Origin of the sequence: Colwellia sp. 6M3, assembly GCF_014077595.1 — a bacterium.
Lineage (GTDB): Bacteria > Pseudomonadota > Gammaproteobacteria > Enterobacterales > Alteromonadaceae > Cognaticolwellia.
Window position 1 is genome coordinate 21,750 of the sequence record NZ_JACGWF010000012.1, and the last position, 16,981, is coordinate 38,730.

12 protein-coding genes are annotated in these 16,981 nt (G+C 37.9%); 11 read left to right on the forward strand and 1 reads right to left on the reverse strand.

Translation table 11 applies throughout. From position 1 onward, the window contains the following. Nucleotides 1-296 precede the first annotated feature (296 nt). The 11 genes from H4J50_RS04485 to H4J50_RS04535 all read left to right on the forward strand — a co-directional run bounded on the left by H4J50_RS04485 (nucleotide 297) and on the right by H4J50_RS04535 (nucleotide 14,800). On the forward strand, nucleotides 297-1,664 hold the full coding sequence (locus tag H4J50_RS04485; protein WP_108456571.1) for a hypothetical protein: 1,368 nt from the start codon (nucleotides 297-299) through the stop codon (nucleotides 1,662-1,664). Nucleotides 1,665-1,826: 162 nt separating this feature from the next. Continuing rightward, complete coding sequence (locus tag H4J50_RS04490; RefSeq protein WP_108456572.1) at nucleotides 1,827-3,134, forward strand: sugar ABC transporter substrate-binding protein; 1,308 nt, start codon at nucleotides 1,827-1,829, stop codon at nucleotides 3,132-3,134. A 67-nt stretch (nucleotides 3,135-3,201) separates the two neighbouring features. Further along, complete coding sequence (locus H4J50_RS04495; protein WP_108456573.1) at nucleotides 3,202-4,074, forward strand: carbohydrate ABC transporter permease; 873 nt, start codon at nucleotides 3,202-3,204, stop codon at nucleotides 4,072-4,074. Between the two features lie 3 nt (nucleotides 4,075-4,077). Continuing rightward, on the forward strand, nucleotides 4,078-4,908 hold the full coding sequence (locus H4J50_RS04500; protein ID WP_081149847.1) for a carbohydrate ABC transporter permease: 831 nt from the start codon (nucleotides 4,078-4,080) through the stop codon (nucleotides 4,906-4,908). Between the two features lie 11 nt (nucleotides 4,909-4,919). Further along, the gene (locus H4J50_RS04505; RefSeq protein ID WP_182254698.1) at nucleotides 4,920-5,948 is read left to right on the forward strand and encodes an ABC transporter ATP-binding protein; all 1,029 of its coding nucleotides are present in this window, start codon (nucleotides 4,920-4,922) and stop codon (nucleotides 5,946-5,948) included. A gap of 27 nt (nucleotides 5,949-5,975) precedes the next feature. Then, the gene (locus H4J50_RS04510) at nucleotides 5,976-7,442 is read left to right on the forward strand and encodes a mannitol dehydrogenase family protein (RefSeq protein ID WP_182254700.1); all 1,467 of its coding nucleotides are present in this window, start codon (nucleotides 5,976-5,978) and stop codon (nucleotides 7,440-7,442) included. Nucleotides 7,443-7,464: 22 nt separating this feature from the next. After that, on the forward strand, nucleotides 7,465-8,175 hold the full coding sequence (locus H4J50_RS04515; protein ID WP_108456575.1) for an HAD family phosphatase: 711 nt from the start codon (nucleotides 7,465-7,467) through the stop codon (nucleotides 8,173-8,175). Nucleotides 8,176-8,178: 3 nt separating this feature from the next. Continuing rightward, nucleotides 8,179-9,138 (forward strand): sugar-binding transcriptional regulator, encoded by a 960-nt coding sequence (locus H4J50_RS04520; protein WP_108456576.1) that lies wholly within the window; start codon nucleotides 8,179-8,181, stop codon nucleotides 9,136-9,138. Between the two features lie 86 nt (nucleotides 9,139-9,224). Beyond that, nucleotides 9,225-10,172 carry a carbohydrate kinase gene (locus tag H4J50_RS04525; protein ID WP_182254702.1) on the forward strand — a complete coding sequence of 316 codons (948 nt, stop codon included), beginning with the start codon at nucleotides 9,225-9,227 and terminating at the stop codon, nucleotides 10,170-10,172. Between the two features lie 86 nt (nucleotides 10,173-10,258). After that, nucleotides 10,259-11,899: a glucose-6-phosphate isomerase gene (pgi, locus tag H4J50_RS04530; protein ID WP_108456578.1), complete on the forward strand. Its 1,641-nt coding sequence runs from the start codon at nucleotides 10,259-10,261 to the stop codon at nucleotides 11,897-11,899. 879 nt (nucleotides 11,900-12,778) lie between these two features. Continuing rightward, nucleotides 12,779-14,800, forward strand: a complete 2,022-nt coding sequence (locus H4J50_RS04535) for an extracellular solute-binding protein (protein ID WP_182254704.1) — start codon at nucleotides 12,779-12,781, stop codon at nucleotides 14,798-14,800. Nucleotides 14,801-14,935: 135 nt separating this feature from the next. Here H4J50_RS04535 and H4J50_RS04540 read toward each other — a convergent pair whose 3' ends face one another. Further along, nucleotides 14,936-16,948 (reverse strand): fructose-1,6-bisphosphatase, encoded by a 2,013-nt coding sequence (locus H4J50_RS04540; protein ID WP_220466096.1) that lies wholly within the window; start codon nucleotides 16,946-16,948, stop codon nucleotides 14,936-14,938. Nucleotides 16,949-16,981 lie beyond the last annotated feature (33 nt).

Here is a 16,981-nt window from a genome sequence, read left to right on the forward strand (position 1 = left end):
AATTGAAAATAAATGAACACTATAACTGTCTGAATAAAAACAAATATAAAATTTAATTCAAATATACCGCATGTTTTTCGAACAAACTGGTTGACGACAAAAACTCCTCGTGGGAATATGACCATGCATTGAGCAATTGCCCTAACCGGACTTTATGCCAATCAATAGAAACAATGTAAAAGCAGTAGAATTATTAATAAAATATAAAATATTCATACTTTGCTCTTATTCATACTTTAGTTTGAATGAGGTATAAAAAAACTAACTCTGCCATTAGGTAGAAAGGGGAAATATACATGTCTAACTCAAAAACACACAAAGCTCTTAACAACAAGTCAACATCGAAATTTGGTAAACTAGGTATGCTTGCTGCAGCGGTAATGGCAGCATCATCGCCTGCATACGTGCAATCTGCTGAATTTCTAGATGGTCTTGCAGAAGTTAACTTTTTAGCATTACAAAATTACCAATCAATTCAAGCAAAAGAAGGAGCTTTTCGTCCTGTTGATGAAGAACAATCTTCTGGCTTTGGTCGTTTAAGAGTAAACTTACAACTTAAGTTTCACATCAACGAGCATATCGTAGCCGATGTCGACATTGCAGAAGAGCCAAATGATTTCGGTAACAACGGTGACCGAGATTTTGCCTTTCACCAAGATTTTGCAGGTATCGAATTTGAATTACTTGGCCTAAGCGGTCAAGCACGTGAAAACGCAAACCTAACACTCCGTTTAGGTAACATTGGTGCAGCTCCTTTCCAATTTAAAGGTTTTCAAGATGGCGCTGATAACCAAGGTAATGCCTTAATTGGTAACGGTATCACTGACTATGCAACAGCAGAAAATGGCATGCAATTAAGCTACAGCGAGTCTTATGATAGCGGTACTATCCGTGGCTACAATGTTGCAGGTCATATTACTACTTCAAGTTTTGGCGAAGCTTTCCAAGAAGATCGTGGTTTCAATTACCGTATTCAAGGTACGCTTGAATTTGAAGGTGGCTTTAAAGTAGGTTTAAATTATTTCCAAGCTAATCAAGGCGATCAATTACGCTTTGAAAACGGCGTAGCAAGCTTGGCTGGTGTAACAACAACTAATTACCGCTTTGGTGATGGTGAAAACTACAACTTCTCTGCTGGCCCTTCTAGCGAACGTGATACACATGTAGGCGTAATGCCTGGACTAGAACAATCTATTATTCAGTTAAACTTAGCATATCAACCTACCCCTGATACCAGTGTTATTTTAATGGTTGGTAAATCAACTGATGATTACACTTTCGCAGATGCTGCAGGTAATGCAGTAGCGGGTGTTACATACTTCGGCGATAATGGCGTTGCTGATGCTAACGGAACAACCTTTGATTCAAATACCGTAATTAAAGGTGATACTTCTGTTGAGTACTATACCATTGAAGCACAACACTACATTATTCCTAACAAATTCTATGTAGCAGCTCGTTACTCTGATGCTGAAAACACTTCAGATTTAATTGCACAAACTGACAACAATGTAGAGCGTATTCAAGTAGCCGCTGGTTACTGGTTCAATGACAAAACATTATTAAAGTTTGAATATGTTGATCAAGAAGAAGGTGTTAACTCAGGCGGTCAAATCGGTACAGGTTTTGACGGATTTACGTCAGAAATATCGGTTAAGTTTTAAGTTATCTGCCAACTTAAGTTGGCTAATTTAACTTAGTAAGTAAGGGGCTTAGCATTGTAATGCGGCTCCAGTCTACCTAGACTAAAAAAAATTAAAAATACAATAACAGTCTCATTTATCACCCTTAAGTGAGACATTAATTTTGAATATGGGGAATACCAGATGATGAACAGATTAATTATGTTGGCTTGCGGCGTTATGACCATGAGCGCTGCTGTTTCAGCAGAAACAATCACTATCGCTACGGTAAACAATGGTGACATGATCACCATGAAAGAACTTAGTAGTGATTTTACTGACAAAAACCCGAGCATTGAACTGAAATGGGTAACACTAGAAGAAAATATTCTTCGCCAACGTGTGACAACTGATGTTGCTACACGCGGTGGGCAATATGATGTGATGACCATAGGTACATATGAAGTTCCAATTTGGGGGAAACAAGGTTGGTTAACAGAGCTTGATAAATTAGGCGCTAACTATGACATAAAAGATTTACTCCCTGCGATTAGCAGTGGTTTAACCTTTGATAATAAACTATTTGCTGCACCATTTTATGGTGAAAGCTCAATGGTAATGTACCGCACTGACCTTATCGAAAAAGCCGGTCTTAAAATGCCTAAAAGCCCAACTTGGGATTTTATTCGCAAAGCAGCAAAAGCAATGACGGATAAAGAAGAAGGCATTTACGGTATTTGTTTACGTGGTAAAGCAGGTTGGGGTGAAAACATCGCACTTATTACCGCTATGTCTAACTCATTCGGTGCTCGCTGGTACGATGAAAACTGGAAACCACAGTTTGACACGCAAGAATGGCATGACACATTACAATACTATGTCGATATTATGGAAGAATCGGGTCCTCCAGGCTCTTCAGCAAACGGTTTCAATGAAAACTTAGCGTTATTCCAAACAGGTAAATGTGGTATTTGGATTGATGCAACCGTTGCTGGTGCATTTGTTACTAACAAAGAAGACTCTTTAGTCGCTGATAAAGTAGGTTTTGCTTTAGCCCCTCATAATAATCTAGGTAAACGTGGTAACTGGTTATGGGCTTGGACTTTAGCCGTACCTGCAAGTAGTAAGAAGTCTGACGCTGCAATGAAGTTTATTAGTTGGGCAACGTCTAAAGAATACACTGAATTAGTAGCAGACAAAAAAGGTTGGGTAAATGTTCCTCCAGGAACAAGAGCTTCACTTTATAAAAATCCTGAATATATGGCTGCAGCTCCTTTTGCACAAATTACTTTAGATTCAATTCAATCAGCAGACCCTAAAAACCCAACCGTAAAACCGGTTCCTTATGTCGGTGTGCAGTTTGTTGCTATCCCAGAGTTTCAAGGAATAGGAACAGCAGTTGGACAACAGTTCTCTGCAGCATTAACTGGAACAATGACAGTGAAAGAAGCGTTAGAAACTTCTCAACGCCTAGTTGAACGTGCAATGAGAAAAGCACGTTATCCGAAATAGTTCATTGGTTATTGGTGGGTAAGCCGCAAGTGCTTACCCAATTACTTACTTTTAAAAGGTCTCTGTGATGGCGACAACAAACTCACGCACACTCGCTCGGTTAATGTTATTTCCTTCAGTAGTTTTGCTGTTGGCTTGGATGTTGGTGCCGTTATGCATGACATTGTATTTTTCGTTTTTAGATTACAATTTGCTTACGCCCGGAAATAATGAATTCATCGGATTTTTAAACTATGAATTTTTCCTAACAGACCCAGCATTTCTTACTTCATTTTTTAATACAATCTTACTTGTTGGTGGTGTTTTATTGATCACCCTAGGCGGTGGTATTGGTTTAGCAATATTGCTTGATCAAGCTATATGGGGACGTAACTATGTCCGTATTATGGTACTGGCGCCATTTTTCGTTATGCCGACTGTTTCGGCTCTCGTGTGGAAAAATATGTTGATGAACCCTGTTAATGGTTTATTCGCTCATTTTGCCGATTGGATTGGCGTTACCCCAATAGATTTCTTTGCTCAAATACCATTATTGTCAATTATTATCATTGTTTCATGGCAGTGGTTACCTTTTGCAGCGCTAATATTACTGACTTCAATTCAATCATTAGATCGTGAGCAACTTGAAGCAGCAGATTTAGATGGTGCTGGACCATTCAGTAAGTTCTATTACATCGTTATGCCTCATTTAGGGAGAGCAATTACCGCGGTAATTTTAATAGAAACCATATTCTTACTGTCTATTTTCGCTGAAATTCTAGTAACGACTAGCGGTGGACCAGGTTATGAGTCAACCAATATTACCTATCTAATTTACACACAATCATTACTACAGTTCGATGTAGGTGGTGGTTCAGCAGGTGGCATTGTTGCCGTTATTATCGCCAATATAGTTGCAATATTCTTAATGCGATTAATTGGTAAGAACTTGGAGAATTAAGTTATGTCGATAAATAAGAGTCATAAATCAAAATTAATTTATACCTTTTTAGCTTGGACAATCAGTAGCTTAATATTTTTCCCAATATTATGGACCTTGATCACCAGCTTTAAAACAGAAGCCGAAGCTATATCTTCTAGCCCAAGTTTATTCATGTTTGACTGGACATTAGAAAACTATGAAGACGTGTTAGCACGCTCTCCTTACTTTAACCATTTTTGGAATTCTATCGTGATTTCATTGGGTTCAAGTATTTTAGGATTGTTAATTGCCGTTCCAGCCGCTTGGTCGATGGCATTTGTCCAAACTAAGCGCACTAAAAACTTATTAATGTGGATGCTTTCAACCAAAATGTTACCGCCAGTAGGTGTGCTTATTCCAATTTACTTGTTGTTCCGTAATTTTGGTTTACTCGATACTAAAATAGGTTTGGTGATTGTGATGACCTTAATCAACTTACCTATCATGGTGTGGATGCTATATACCTACTTTAGAGAGATCCCAAGTGAAGTACTGGAAGCGTCAAGAATGGACGGCGCAACTATCGGCGAAGAAATATTATATGTTCTGTTACCGATAGCCTTACCCGGTATCGCTTCAACATTATTGTTAAATGTAATTTTAGCGTGGAATGAAGCTTTTTGGACCCTCATTCTAACCGCCGCAGATGCAGCGCCGCTAACCGCATTTATCGCCAGTTATTCAAGCCCAGAAGGCTTATTTTATGCCAAGTTGTCTGCAGCGTCAGCAATGGCCATTGTGCCAATTTTAATACTTGGTTGGTTTAGTCAAAAACAATTAGTGCGTGGATTAAGTTTCGGCGCAGTTAAATAGGAGATTTGAAAATGGGTAGTATTAATTTAAAGCAAGTAACTAAAGATTTCGGTGATGTAAGCGTAATTAAGCCAATTGATCTAGAAATTAAAGACGGCGAGTTTATCGTATTTGTTGGTCCATCAGGTTGTGGTAAATCAACATTATTAAGAATGATTGCTGGCTTAGAAGACACCACAAGCGGCAACATAGAAATTGATGGCGAAGATGCTACAGCTACACCCCCAGCTAAACGAGGTTTAGCTATGGTATTTCAATCTTATGCTTTGTACCCGCATATGTCGGTGCGCAACAATATCGCTTTTCCATTAAAGCGTGCAAAAGTGAGCAAAGAAGAAATTGAAAGCAAAATTGCTAATGTGGCAAAAATACTCAACTTGTCTGATTACCTAGAGCGTAAACCTGGGCAATTATCAGGTGGCCAACGCCAACGTGTTGCCATAGGTCGCGCCATTGTACGTCAGCCTTCTGCATTTTTATTTGATGAACCTTTGTCTAATCTAGATGCGTCTTTGCGCGTTAATATGCGTTTAGAGATTTCTGAGCTACATAAAACACTAGCAACAACCATGATTTATGTAACCCATGATCAGGTTGAAGCAATGACAATGGCCGATCGTATTGCGGTATTTAATGCTGGGATAATCGAACAAGTTGGCAGCCCGTTAGAGCTTTATAACACCCCTGTTAATAAGTTTGTTGCTGGATTTATTGGTTCACCAAAAATGAATTTTATCGATATTGACCCGGTAGATGGTGACCCAACTTGCAGCTTAGGCATAAGACCTGAGCATCTTAACATTTCAACAGAAGAAGGCATGTGGGCAGGTAAAGTGGGTGTAATTGAACACCTTGGATCAGAAACCTTTTTACATGTGCATATTGAAGGCAGCGGCACCTTCACCGTTAAAGCCGGTGGTGATTGTCCTTTTGTTTATGGCGACAAAATTTTCCTAAGTGCTATGGACAACAAAATGCTTCATTTTGATGCCGCTGGTGTCACTTTGCCACAAGCACACGCTAGCATTATTTCTATATAGCCTGTTGGAAACTAAGAGCAAATACCTATGTCAATTAAGCTAAACAATCTTACCCTTGATACGCTGCCAAGTAAGGTTAAAAAACCTAACTACAGCAGAGAATCTCTATCACCTGGGATCATTCACATCGGTGTCGGTAATTTTCATCGTGCGCATCAAGCGATGTACATGCATAAATTATTCAACACCGGAGTAGCTCACGATTGGGCCATTCGTGGTGCCGGTATCAAGTCATACGATGCCGCTATGCGCGATAAACTAATACAACAAGACTGGTTAACTACCGTTGTTGAATTAGATGATAAAAATCTTACCGCTCAGGTAACTGCAGCGATGACCGATTTTATTGAAAATGATGCAGCTACCTTAGTTGCTGCGCTCAGTGAAAGCGAAATTCGTATTGTATCTTTAACCATTACTGAAGGTGGTTACTTTATGGATGATAAAACAGGTGCATTTAACCTGGCTCATCCAGAAATTCAAGCCGACATTGCTAATGTCGACTCCCCTTCTACGGTATTTGGTTTAATTATTGCGGCACTTAAAAACCGTCGCACGAAAAAAATTAAGCCTTTCACGGTGATGTCTTGTGACAATATTCCACACAATGGTGATGTTACACAACGTGCTGTTAATGAAATGGCCAAGGCAATTGACCCTGAATTAGCAAATTGGATCAGCAAAAATGTTACGTTTCCCAACTCAATGGTTGACTGCATTACGCCAGCGACATCAGCACAAGAGCGTGAACGTTTAAAAACATTGTTTGATATTGAAGACCAAGCGCCAGTTTTTTGTGAACCTTTTAGACAATGGGTACTAGAAGACAATTTTGTCAATGGTCGCCCCCCTTTAGAGGACGTCGGCGTAGAGTTTGTCAAAGATGTAGCCCCATTTGAATTAATGAAATTGAGAATTCTAAATGGCGGACATGCATCTATTGCCTATCCTGCGGCACTATTAGGTATTTCGTTTGTACATGATGTAATGGCTGATCCAATGATCAGTCAATACCTTAAAAAGTTAGTAAGTGAAGAAGTTATTCCAACGCTTGCACCCGTACCTGGTGTTAGCTTTGACGAATACTTTGCGATAATAGAATCAAGATTCGCTAATCCGGAAGTACGCGATACTGTGCCTAGGCTTTGCCAAGATGCATCAAACCGTTTACCAAAGTTTATCTTGCCAATTATAGCGGCTAACATAGCAAGTAATAGAGACTGTAAAGGCCTCGCACTTGTGGTTGCTTTATGGTGCCGTCTTTGTTTTGAAGGCGGTAATACTGAAAGTGATTTTACGCTTGATGATCCGCAATCAGCAAGGTTAATAACACAAGCCACTTTAGCTAAAGACAATGCGTCAATATTTCTACAAATGAATGATATATTTGGAAATCTTGGTAATAACGATAACTTTGCAAAAAACTTTACCTTTTGGTTGGAAATGCTTTGGGATGTGGGTACTCTTGCTACTCTAAAGCACTATTTAAAATAACAACACAATAGGAAGTACAAAGATGACTAAATCTAAGCCTTTATCAAGCAGTAATGCTATAAATTTGGTCATCTTTGATTGCGACGGTGTATTGGTAGACAGTGAAATACTCAGTCAACGTGTATTACTTAGCATGCTCAATGAGCTAAGTGTTGTGGCGTCAGAAGAGTATTTCCTTACTAACTTCTTAGGTTTTAATTTCGAACATGTTACCGCTAAGGTTTTAACTGACTATGGTGTAACGCTAACAAGTGAGTTTCGACAACGTTATCGTGAAGCACTGATAGAGACTTTTGCCCAAGAACTGCAAAAAACCGAACAATTAGAGTGGCTATTATCTCAACTTAACGTCAAAAGTTGTGTTGCAACTAGTGGTAGCCCTGAAAAAGTCAAACATTCATTATATTACACCAAACTTGATCAGTATTTCGATGGTCGTGTATTTACCTCATCTGAAGTAAAAAATGGCAAACCAGCACCCGATTTATTTTTACATGCTGCAAACAAAATGGGCGTAGCGCCTGAAAACTGTTTAGTGATTGAAGATTCAAACGCAGGTATCCGTGCTGGATTAGCGGCCAAAATGCATGTCATACGATATGTGGGTGCTAGTCACTTGAAAAATAGAGATATTACTACTCAAATACCTGACGATGTTAGTACAATAGGACATTGGAACCAGTTATTTGAGCAAGTACCTTCACTTAGTTCATCAATTGGAACGGAGAAGTAGACGGTGTTAAAAAGATCTAATGCAGAAATCAGAAAGCTAGACGACGCAGCTAAAGCTGGCTGGTTGTATTACGTTGCTGGGCATACCCAAGAGCAAATAGCGAAAAAACTCAATGTTTCACGCCAGTCTGCACAACGTATGGTTGCCTTATCGGTAAGTGAAGGCTTGATAAAAGTAAGGCTTGAGCACCCTATTGCTAAGTGCATGGATCTACAAGTTAAAATTAAACAGCGATTTGGACTGAAATCTTGTATTGTTGTGCCAAGCGCTGACGGTGAGTCTTCTTCAACACTCGGCCTAGCCCAAGCCGGAGCGAGTGAAATAGAGTTACATTTAAAATCGCCAGAGCCTAAAGTAATCGCAATGGGTACTGGTCGTGTTTTACGTGCTTGTGTGGAAGAACTCGCGTTATTGAATTGTGAGCAACATCAAATAGTCGCATTGCTGGGTAACATGGCAATGGATGGTTCTGCTTCGTCCTATGACGTTGTTATGAGAATGGCTGAGCACATTAACGCTAAACATTACCCAATGCCATTACCTGTACTGCCAAGCAGTAAAAAAGAAAAAGAACAGTTACACGCACAACACTATATCGCGAGTAACTTAAAGTTAGCTGCGCAAGCAGATGTGACTTTTGTCGGCGTTGGCAATTTAGCCATTAACTCGCCACTTCATATAGACGGTTTTGTTACCCCTGAAGAACTAAAAGAATTACAAACTAAAGGTGCAGTCGGCGAATTAATTAGTTGGGTTTTAGATATCAACGGTAATTTAATTGACTGTGCCGTTAACGATCGTGTTGCCAGTACACCGCTAAAAGTAAACTCCGATAAAGCGGTATATGCCATTGCTGCTGGAGAAGAAAAAGTATTTGCCATATTAGGCGCACTTAGATCAAAATTAATTAATGGTTTAATAACGAATGAATACACAGCTGAACGTTTACTGAGCATAGATTAGTATTAACTGTATTTAATGTTGTATCAAAAGTTAAAAATTAACCTCCACTAATAACAAAATAGTAACGCGTAAAATAAGGAATTAAAATGACATTTAAAGTAGCGGTTTTCGGTGAAGCTCTATTTGATATGATTGAGCAAGAAAATGGCGATTACCGTCCTTTTATTGGTGGATCACCTTATAATGTTGCAAGAAGTTTTTCTAGACAGGGGCTCAATTGCAGCTACCTTTCTCCAATATCTAATGATAGCTTTGGAGATAAAATTTACAATTCGGCAACCATTGAAAACATCCATATGCCACAGAATAACCGCTCTTTTCAAGCCACATCATTAGCATTAGTTTATAAAAATGAACAAGGTAACCCTGATTATAGGTTATATCGTAAGTCTGTAGCCGATTTAGATATAAGTGCTGATAGATTATTAAGTAATTTACCTGAAGATTTAGACCTTTTTCATACGGGTTCTTTAGCGCTTGTACCTGAAATGCTTGACGTATTAATTCCTGTAATGACTGCATTGAAATCTAAAGGTGTAAAAATTAGTATTGATGTAAACGTGCGCAAAGGTGTTGAAATTGATCACGCAAAATATGTTAGCGCTATTGCACAATTAATTACTTACGCAGATATTGTTAAGGTCAGTGACGAAGATTTACTTTTACAAGACTTAGTCGGTGATCCTCAAGAGCTTGCAAGTAATATGCTTAAAGATATGACCAATGGAATGGTAGTGCTAACATTAGGTGAAGATGGCGCTCATATTATCACTGAAAATATAAATATTAAGCAGGCAGTTTATAAAGCAGTCCCTATGGGTGACACCGTAGGTGCAGGAGATACTTTCTTTTCATCCATGCTGGCTCAGTTATTACGAGATAATGCACTAACCCCTGCTGCTGAGAAAGAACACTTAGCATATGCATTAAAATATGGTTCTCTTGCAGCATCAATCAATGTGTCTAAAATTGGTTGTCAACCGCCAACACATGCAGAAGTATTAAGTAAATTAGATGAGCTCTGCTGCGCGTAAAGCTAAGCTAAACTGAAATAAATTATTTTAGTTACCTACTCATTTATTTTTTGAAACAAACTTAAATTTTATAAGGCTTATTAAACATGTTAACTAATTCTCTGGCATGGCAAAACTTACAAATTCATTACTTAGATAGTAAAACAATTCATTTAAAGTCTTTGTTTCGAATTGACCCTGAAAGATTTGATAAATTCACCATAACAGCATCAGGGCTCACCCTAGATTACTCAAAAAACCATTTAGTACCCGAAACAAAAAAATTGTTGGTTGATTTGGCCGAGCAATGTGGTGTTAAAGAAAAAATAGAGCAGATGTTTTCTGGTGCGCCAATTAATACCACTGAAAACCGCCCTGTTTTACATACCGCTTTGCGTAACTTTTCTGATGAGCCGGTTTATGTTGATGGCGAAAATATTATGCCATTGGTTAAAGGTACCTTAGAAAAAATTAAAACCTTTGTTAATGATGTTTCGTCTGGTGCTACAAAAGGTTATAGCGGTAAAGCTTTTACAGATATTGTGGCTATTGGTATTGGTGGGTCATTTTTAGGGCCTAAAATCATGTCAGAGGCATTAAAGCCTTACCGCCAAAAACATTTAAATGTGCACTACGTTGCCAATGTTGACGGTTGTCATATTCACGATGTGTTATCGACTTTAGATCCAGAAACCACCTTAGTGATCACCTCATCAAAAACATTAACTACTCAAGAAACGCTGAGAAACACTGAATCGGCGAAAGAATGGTTTTTAAAACAAGCTAAAGTTACTGATATTGAACATAACTTTGCCTGCGTTTCGAGTAATATTAAAGCGGCGAAAAGCTTTGGTATTAATGAGAAAAATATATTTCCAATGTGGGATTGGGTCGGTGGTCGATACTCTATTTGGTCAGCCATTGGCTTACCGCTTGCCATAGGCATTGGCTATGATAATTACTTAGCGTTTTTAAATGGCGCGTTTGAAATGGATGAACATTTTAGACAAGCCCCTTATGAAGAAAATATGCCGGTAATTATGGCGCTTCTAGGTGTTTGGTATCGAAACTTCCATGGTGCTCAATCGCAAGTATTATTGCCGTACTATCATTATTTACGAGGCTTGCCTGCCTACATACAGCAGCTTGATATGGAAAGTAACGGCAAATCGGTTAATTTAGATAACCACGAAACTAATTACGATACAGGACCAATTATTTGGGGTAGTGAAGGTACAAATGGGCAACATTCATTTCATCAATTGATTCATCAAAGTAAAACGCCAATTCCTGTCGACTTTATTTTGCCACTGAACCCGCATGTTGATATTTCAGATCATCATGACATGCTCATTGCTAATTGCTTGGGTCAAAGCCAAGCGTTAATGGAAGGTCAATCACAAGAACAAGTGATTGCAGCCATGACTAAAGCAAAATGTAGCACTGATGAAATAAGCTATTTGTCATCTCATAAAGTCATGAAAGGTAACAAACCTAGTAATACCCTATTAATGCCAAAATTAACCCCTAAAGCTTTAGGGAGTCTGATTGCTTTATATGAGCATAAAGTATTTGTGCAAGGTGTGATCTGGCAAATAAACTCATTTGACCAATGGGGTGTAGAATTAGGTAAAGCACTAGGTAATGAAATATTTAGTAAGCTTTCTAATATTGATATGCCACTTAATATGGATGGTTCAACTAAAGGCTTGATTAACATTTGCCGTAAAAGACGCACCATCAGTTAAATAAGCACTAAGTAAATAGAACTTTTAGCCTCTGTAACTCATTTGTTATAGGGGCTAATTTAATTTTCATGTCGCAATAAATGTTCATCAATACTATCGATTGTTAACCCCTCCACTTATCTATTTATAAATATGTAAGCTAGTACAATAAAAATAAGATTAATGGCTGTGCTCTTAACCTTTCCAACAAAATTAACACTCACAATACCTCGTTAAAAAGTGCATTAAAATAGTAATAACACAGTAATAAATTGTCATTAATATGGATAATTAGGTAACCTCAAATATCACATAACCTTGTGTTAAATTAACCTAAACCTAGGTAGAGAGCATAAATTTTAAAAAGTAATATCCGTTAGCAATACCACTGGGTAAGACATTGTTCATAAAGCTAAATATAGTTTTTGCTAATGACGAATTCGTCGCTATACTCAAAAGTAGGTGATAATAGTAGTTATATTACAATAAAATAAAGTCATGATTTAAAAGGGTTGAAAACAGCGACCTGTTTTTTTCAGTATGAGCTTTAAATCTCAGTCAATTAAACTAAGGTTTATCGTTCAACATAAAGGGAGTTTAACCAATGAAAAATACCAATACAGCTAATACTTTTAACACCTACTTAGCTGAAATTAATTTTCGCGCTAGTTTATTAAATATTAACAGTATATTAAAATCCCAGCAAAAGTATTTTCCAATCAAAATCATAAACCTCATCTTTTATTCCCTTAGTAATTTACAGCAACTTTTCTTATTTAGCTGGCAAGTCCCTCCTCAATGTCGAACTAAAACCAACAAGTTGAGATTCATAGTCAGTAGTACATGCAATAAGTTAGCCGCTTAAATGCTCATTTAGGCTTATTCATTTTAGGAAAATATATGAAGCGTAGTTCACATTTTATATTCTTAAGTTACATTATTTTTTTCTTATCAATATTTACTCAGAAGGTATACGGTAAAGAATTAAATTTTGCGAGCTATGAGATGGAGCCATATGTAGGAGCATCCTTGGAACAAGAAGGTGCGATTGCAGAAATTATTGCTTCGGCATTTGCGCAATCCAATAACAAAATAAAAATATCTTATTTTCCTGCCGCTAGAGCCAAATCGATAAAAAACAGTAAAAAATATTTAGGTGTTTTTCCGGTTATAGAAAACACAGTATCAATTGAAAACTATACTCTTTCAGATCCCTTACCCGGCATTCAGTTAGGATTATTGAAGAAAAAGAGTAATACCGCTTTCAAATCATACGATTCAAAGCACATTGGTGTACTAAGAGGCACGACTTTTAAAGTAGTAAAGTCTGAATTTAAAAACGCCATTATGGTAGAAGTAAATAGCCTCGAACAGTTACTGAAAATGTTAGATGTGGGAAGGCTAGACTATGTTCTTATAGATAAACACACAGCGTCTGACTTAATTGTAAAAACACTGCCTTATTTGATTGGTCAATTAGATTTTGTTCCTGCTAGCAGCGATTATTTAAGTGTACATTTAGCGTTTTATAAACACAACGCCTCAGAAACAGAGAAAATTTTAGCAGCATTTAATCAAGGGCTTAAACACATTAGTGCAACCGGATTAGTGAACAAAATTTTATACAAGCACGGCTTGTTAGCATTTGAAAGTCAACATGATAAAAACACCATTAGAATAGCCACCGTTGACAATAAAGAGCTGTTAATGATGAAAGAATTATCTCATCAATACCTGGCTCATCATCCTAATATAAAACTAGAATGGCGTGTTCTAGACGAGTCGGTATTAAGATTACGATTAATGAGTGATCTTGCGGTTTCTGGGGGCGAATTTGACATTATAACTATAGGAGCATACGAAGCCATGCTCTGGGCAGAAAAGGGTTGGTTACATCCAATAAAAGACCTAAAGCACGATTATGAAGTCTCTGATATTATTTCTTCAATTAAAGATGATTTAAGTTATAAAAATACACTTTATGCATTACCATTTTATGCAGAAAGCTCGATGACATACTATCGTAAAGACTTATTTGAAGCGGCAAAGATTAACATGCCTAGTCAACCGACATGGTCTCAAATTTATGCGATGGCTAAAAAGTTAAATAATAAAAACAAAGGTATAAACGGCATATGCTTACGTGGAAAACCAGCTTGGGGAGAAAACATTGCTTTAATAGCAACCATTGTTAACGGCTATGGTGGCAAGTGGTTTAACCAAGGTTGGCAACCACAATTAACATCGAAAGAGTGGCAAGCAGGAGTATCTCTTTACATAGATTTAATGCAAAAATATGGCCCTATAAATGCTCAGACTTTAGGATATCAAGAAAACCTTGAGTTATTCTCTCAAGGTAAATGTGCGATATGGGTCGATGCTACCGTAGCTGCGGGTACTTTGTTTAATCCTAAAAACTCTACTGTACACGATAAAACGGGATTTGCAGCTGCGCCTTATGAAGTAACTGCTGAAGGGGCAAGCTGGCAATGGACTTGGGCCCTAGCAATACCGGCTTCATCAAGCTCATATGATAATGCCCAAAATTTTATTGAATGGGCAACATCGAAAAAATACATAAATGAAGTCGCTAAGCAAAGTAACTGGATCTCTATCCCCCCGGGCACACGCTATTCAACCTATAAAAATCCACATTATAAAAACAGCGCTCCGTTTAGTGACTTTGTTTTTCATGAAATTGTACGTGCGAGTACTGTTAATTCATCGTCTAAAAATAGTCCTTATCAAGGTATTCAATTTGTAAATATTCCTGAATTCCCCGCCATTGGCAATTATTTAGGACTACAAATATGTAAGGTGTTGTTGAAGAAAAAGAATTTAATAGAGGCACTCATTGAATCTCAAGAGTTTGCAGAAATGCAGCTGAAGCTTTCAAATAAGAGAAGTGAAACTTCTGGTTAGTTATATCTTCAGGTATTTGCCGTATTTAACCTTTTTTATGTCATATAAAAAAGGTTAGGAATTTCAGGATGATTGGGGGTTATTAAGCGCTTAGTAAGATCTGTAGAGTAATAGACTTTATTGCTGTTAAAGCTTTTAAATCTGTCCACTTTGGTAGGCATTGAGTAAATTTTTCAGCTCAACAATGCTCTTATTGATTTCAATGCCTTCATCACAGTCTTTAACTTTAAGTGCTGGAGTCATAGTCTCGATACATTCGATATCAAAATCAACCTGCGGGCCACGTTTTATGTAGCTATCAATCGACTCAAACGGTTTGTGCGCTATTAATGATAATGCATCAGCGTTAGACACTAGCGTATAACCAGCAATACCTGTTGTTCCACGATAAGCCTTCGCAAAACCACCATCAATCACTAATAGCTTACCATCGGCTTTAATCGGACTTTCGCCTTTTTTAACCTTTACGGGAACATGGCCATTTACAATGCGTCCGTTATCCGAGTTAACACCAAATTCGTGCAATATTTTTTTCGCTGACTCTGCTTCGTTACGCAAGTCATAATAAGCATTACGACCTTCTGAATGTACGGCTTTATCAGCAATAAAATAGCGCTCAAAGGTCGCCATTCTTTGCTTACCAAATAATGGCGATTGTTCACCACACCATAAATACCACATGGCATCTTCGCCATAAGTTTTCTCTGTTGACCCAGCAGGTGCAAAGTAGCCTTGTCTTGCCAGTGTATCTACCCTGTCGACAAAGGCCTTTCCTGAAAACTCTTCGCCTGCGACCTTAAATGATTTAAACGAACCATCATCATTCATCGCTACGCAACCGTGAAATAACAAATGCTCATTGCTAACATGATACATTGCACCATGACTATAAAGAAAACGTGTATGCTGCTGTAAATGCTTACTATTCAAAAATGCCTGTTTTAGTTGTTCAATAACAACTTGTTCTGCTTTGCTCAGGGTATACGGGTCATCAGCCGAAATGGTAGGAAAATGTTGATCAATTAATGCATAAGAAACCTTGTTAATACTAACCGTACCTGCAGCATGATCTATCTTGTCGAGTAACAAACGATCATCCATTTGATATTGCGGGCGTCTTTTGACGATTTGACCTTCAAGTTTCAATTGTATTATCGCTATCGCTTTTTGCATTTGCGCTAATAAACTACGTTCGTTGTTCTCTAACGTTTGATCTTCGGGCACTTTAGGCTGAAATTGTTCACAAGGGTCATCACCATAAAGTTCAACGGCAAGAGCAGCAAGTGGCAGTAAATTAATACCATAACCACTTTGTAGTGTTTCAAGGTCGGTATAGCGCAACGCAATCCTAATCGCGGTAGCAATACATGCTTCACTACCTGCAGCAGCCCCCATCCATAAAATATCATGGTTGCCCCATTGCACGTCAACACTATGATATTTCATTAGCATATCCATGATGTGGTGAGCACCTGGACCACGGTCATAAATATCACCAACAACATGCAGCTTTGAGATTGCTAGCTTTTGAATCAATTCTGCAACGGCAAAAGTAAATGCTTTAGTCTGACCTGAGCTAACAATGTCTGTGAGAATATTGTCTGAGATAACATTGTCTGTGAGAATATTGTTTGAAAGAGTTTCTAAGTTGTCTTGAGTAGCATGGCCGCTCTCAGATAAACCCATGTCCGATTGTGGCTCGTATATTAGCGTTGCTATTTCTTTAGTAAAGATATCAGGCAGTAATGCTAGAATTTTTGACCGCGCATACACTTGACTATATTTACGACAAATTAGCACCAAGTTTACCAGTGACTGCATTGAACATTTTGCATCTTGGTCACTGCCTTCGCTATTAAACGAAAGTACTTCTTCTGGGTAGCAAACTAACGCCGTTAATTGATGTTGTTCATCAGCACTTAATTGCTTGTTAAACAATTGACTAATTAACTGAGCGATTGAACCTGAGCCATTTTTAATAATATGACAAAAAGACTCATATTCACCATGTAAATCAGAAACAAAATGTTCTGTTCCTTTTGGCAGGTCCAATTCACCTTCGAGTTTACTAATTGCATCGGTTACAGAAGCTATTGACGGGTATTCACTCGCGAGTAATCGCAGTGCAATGTCATCATTGGCTTTCAAAATAATATCTCACTTTGCTGTACGTGGCTAAAG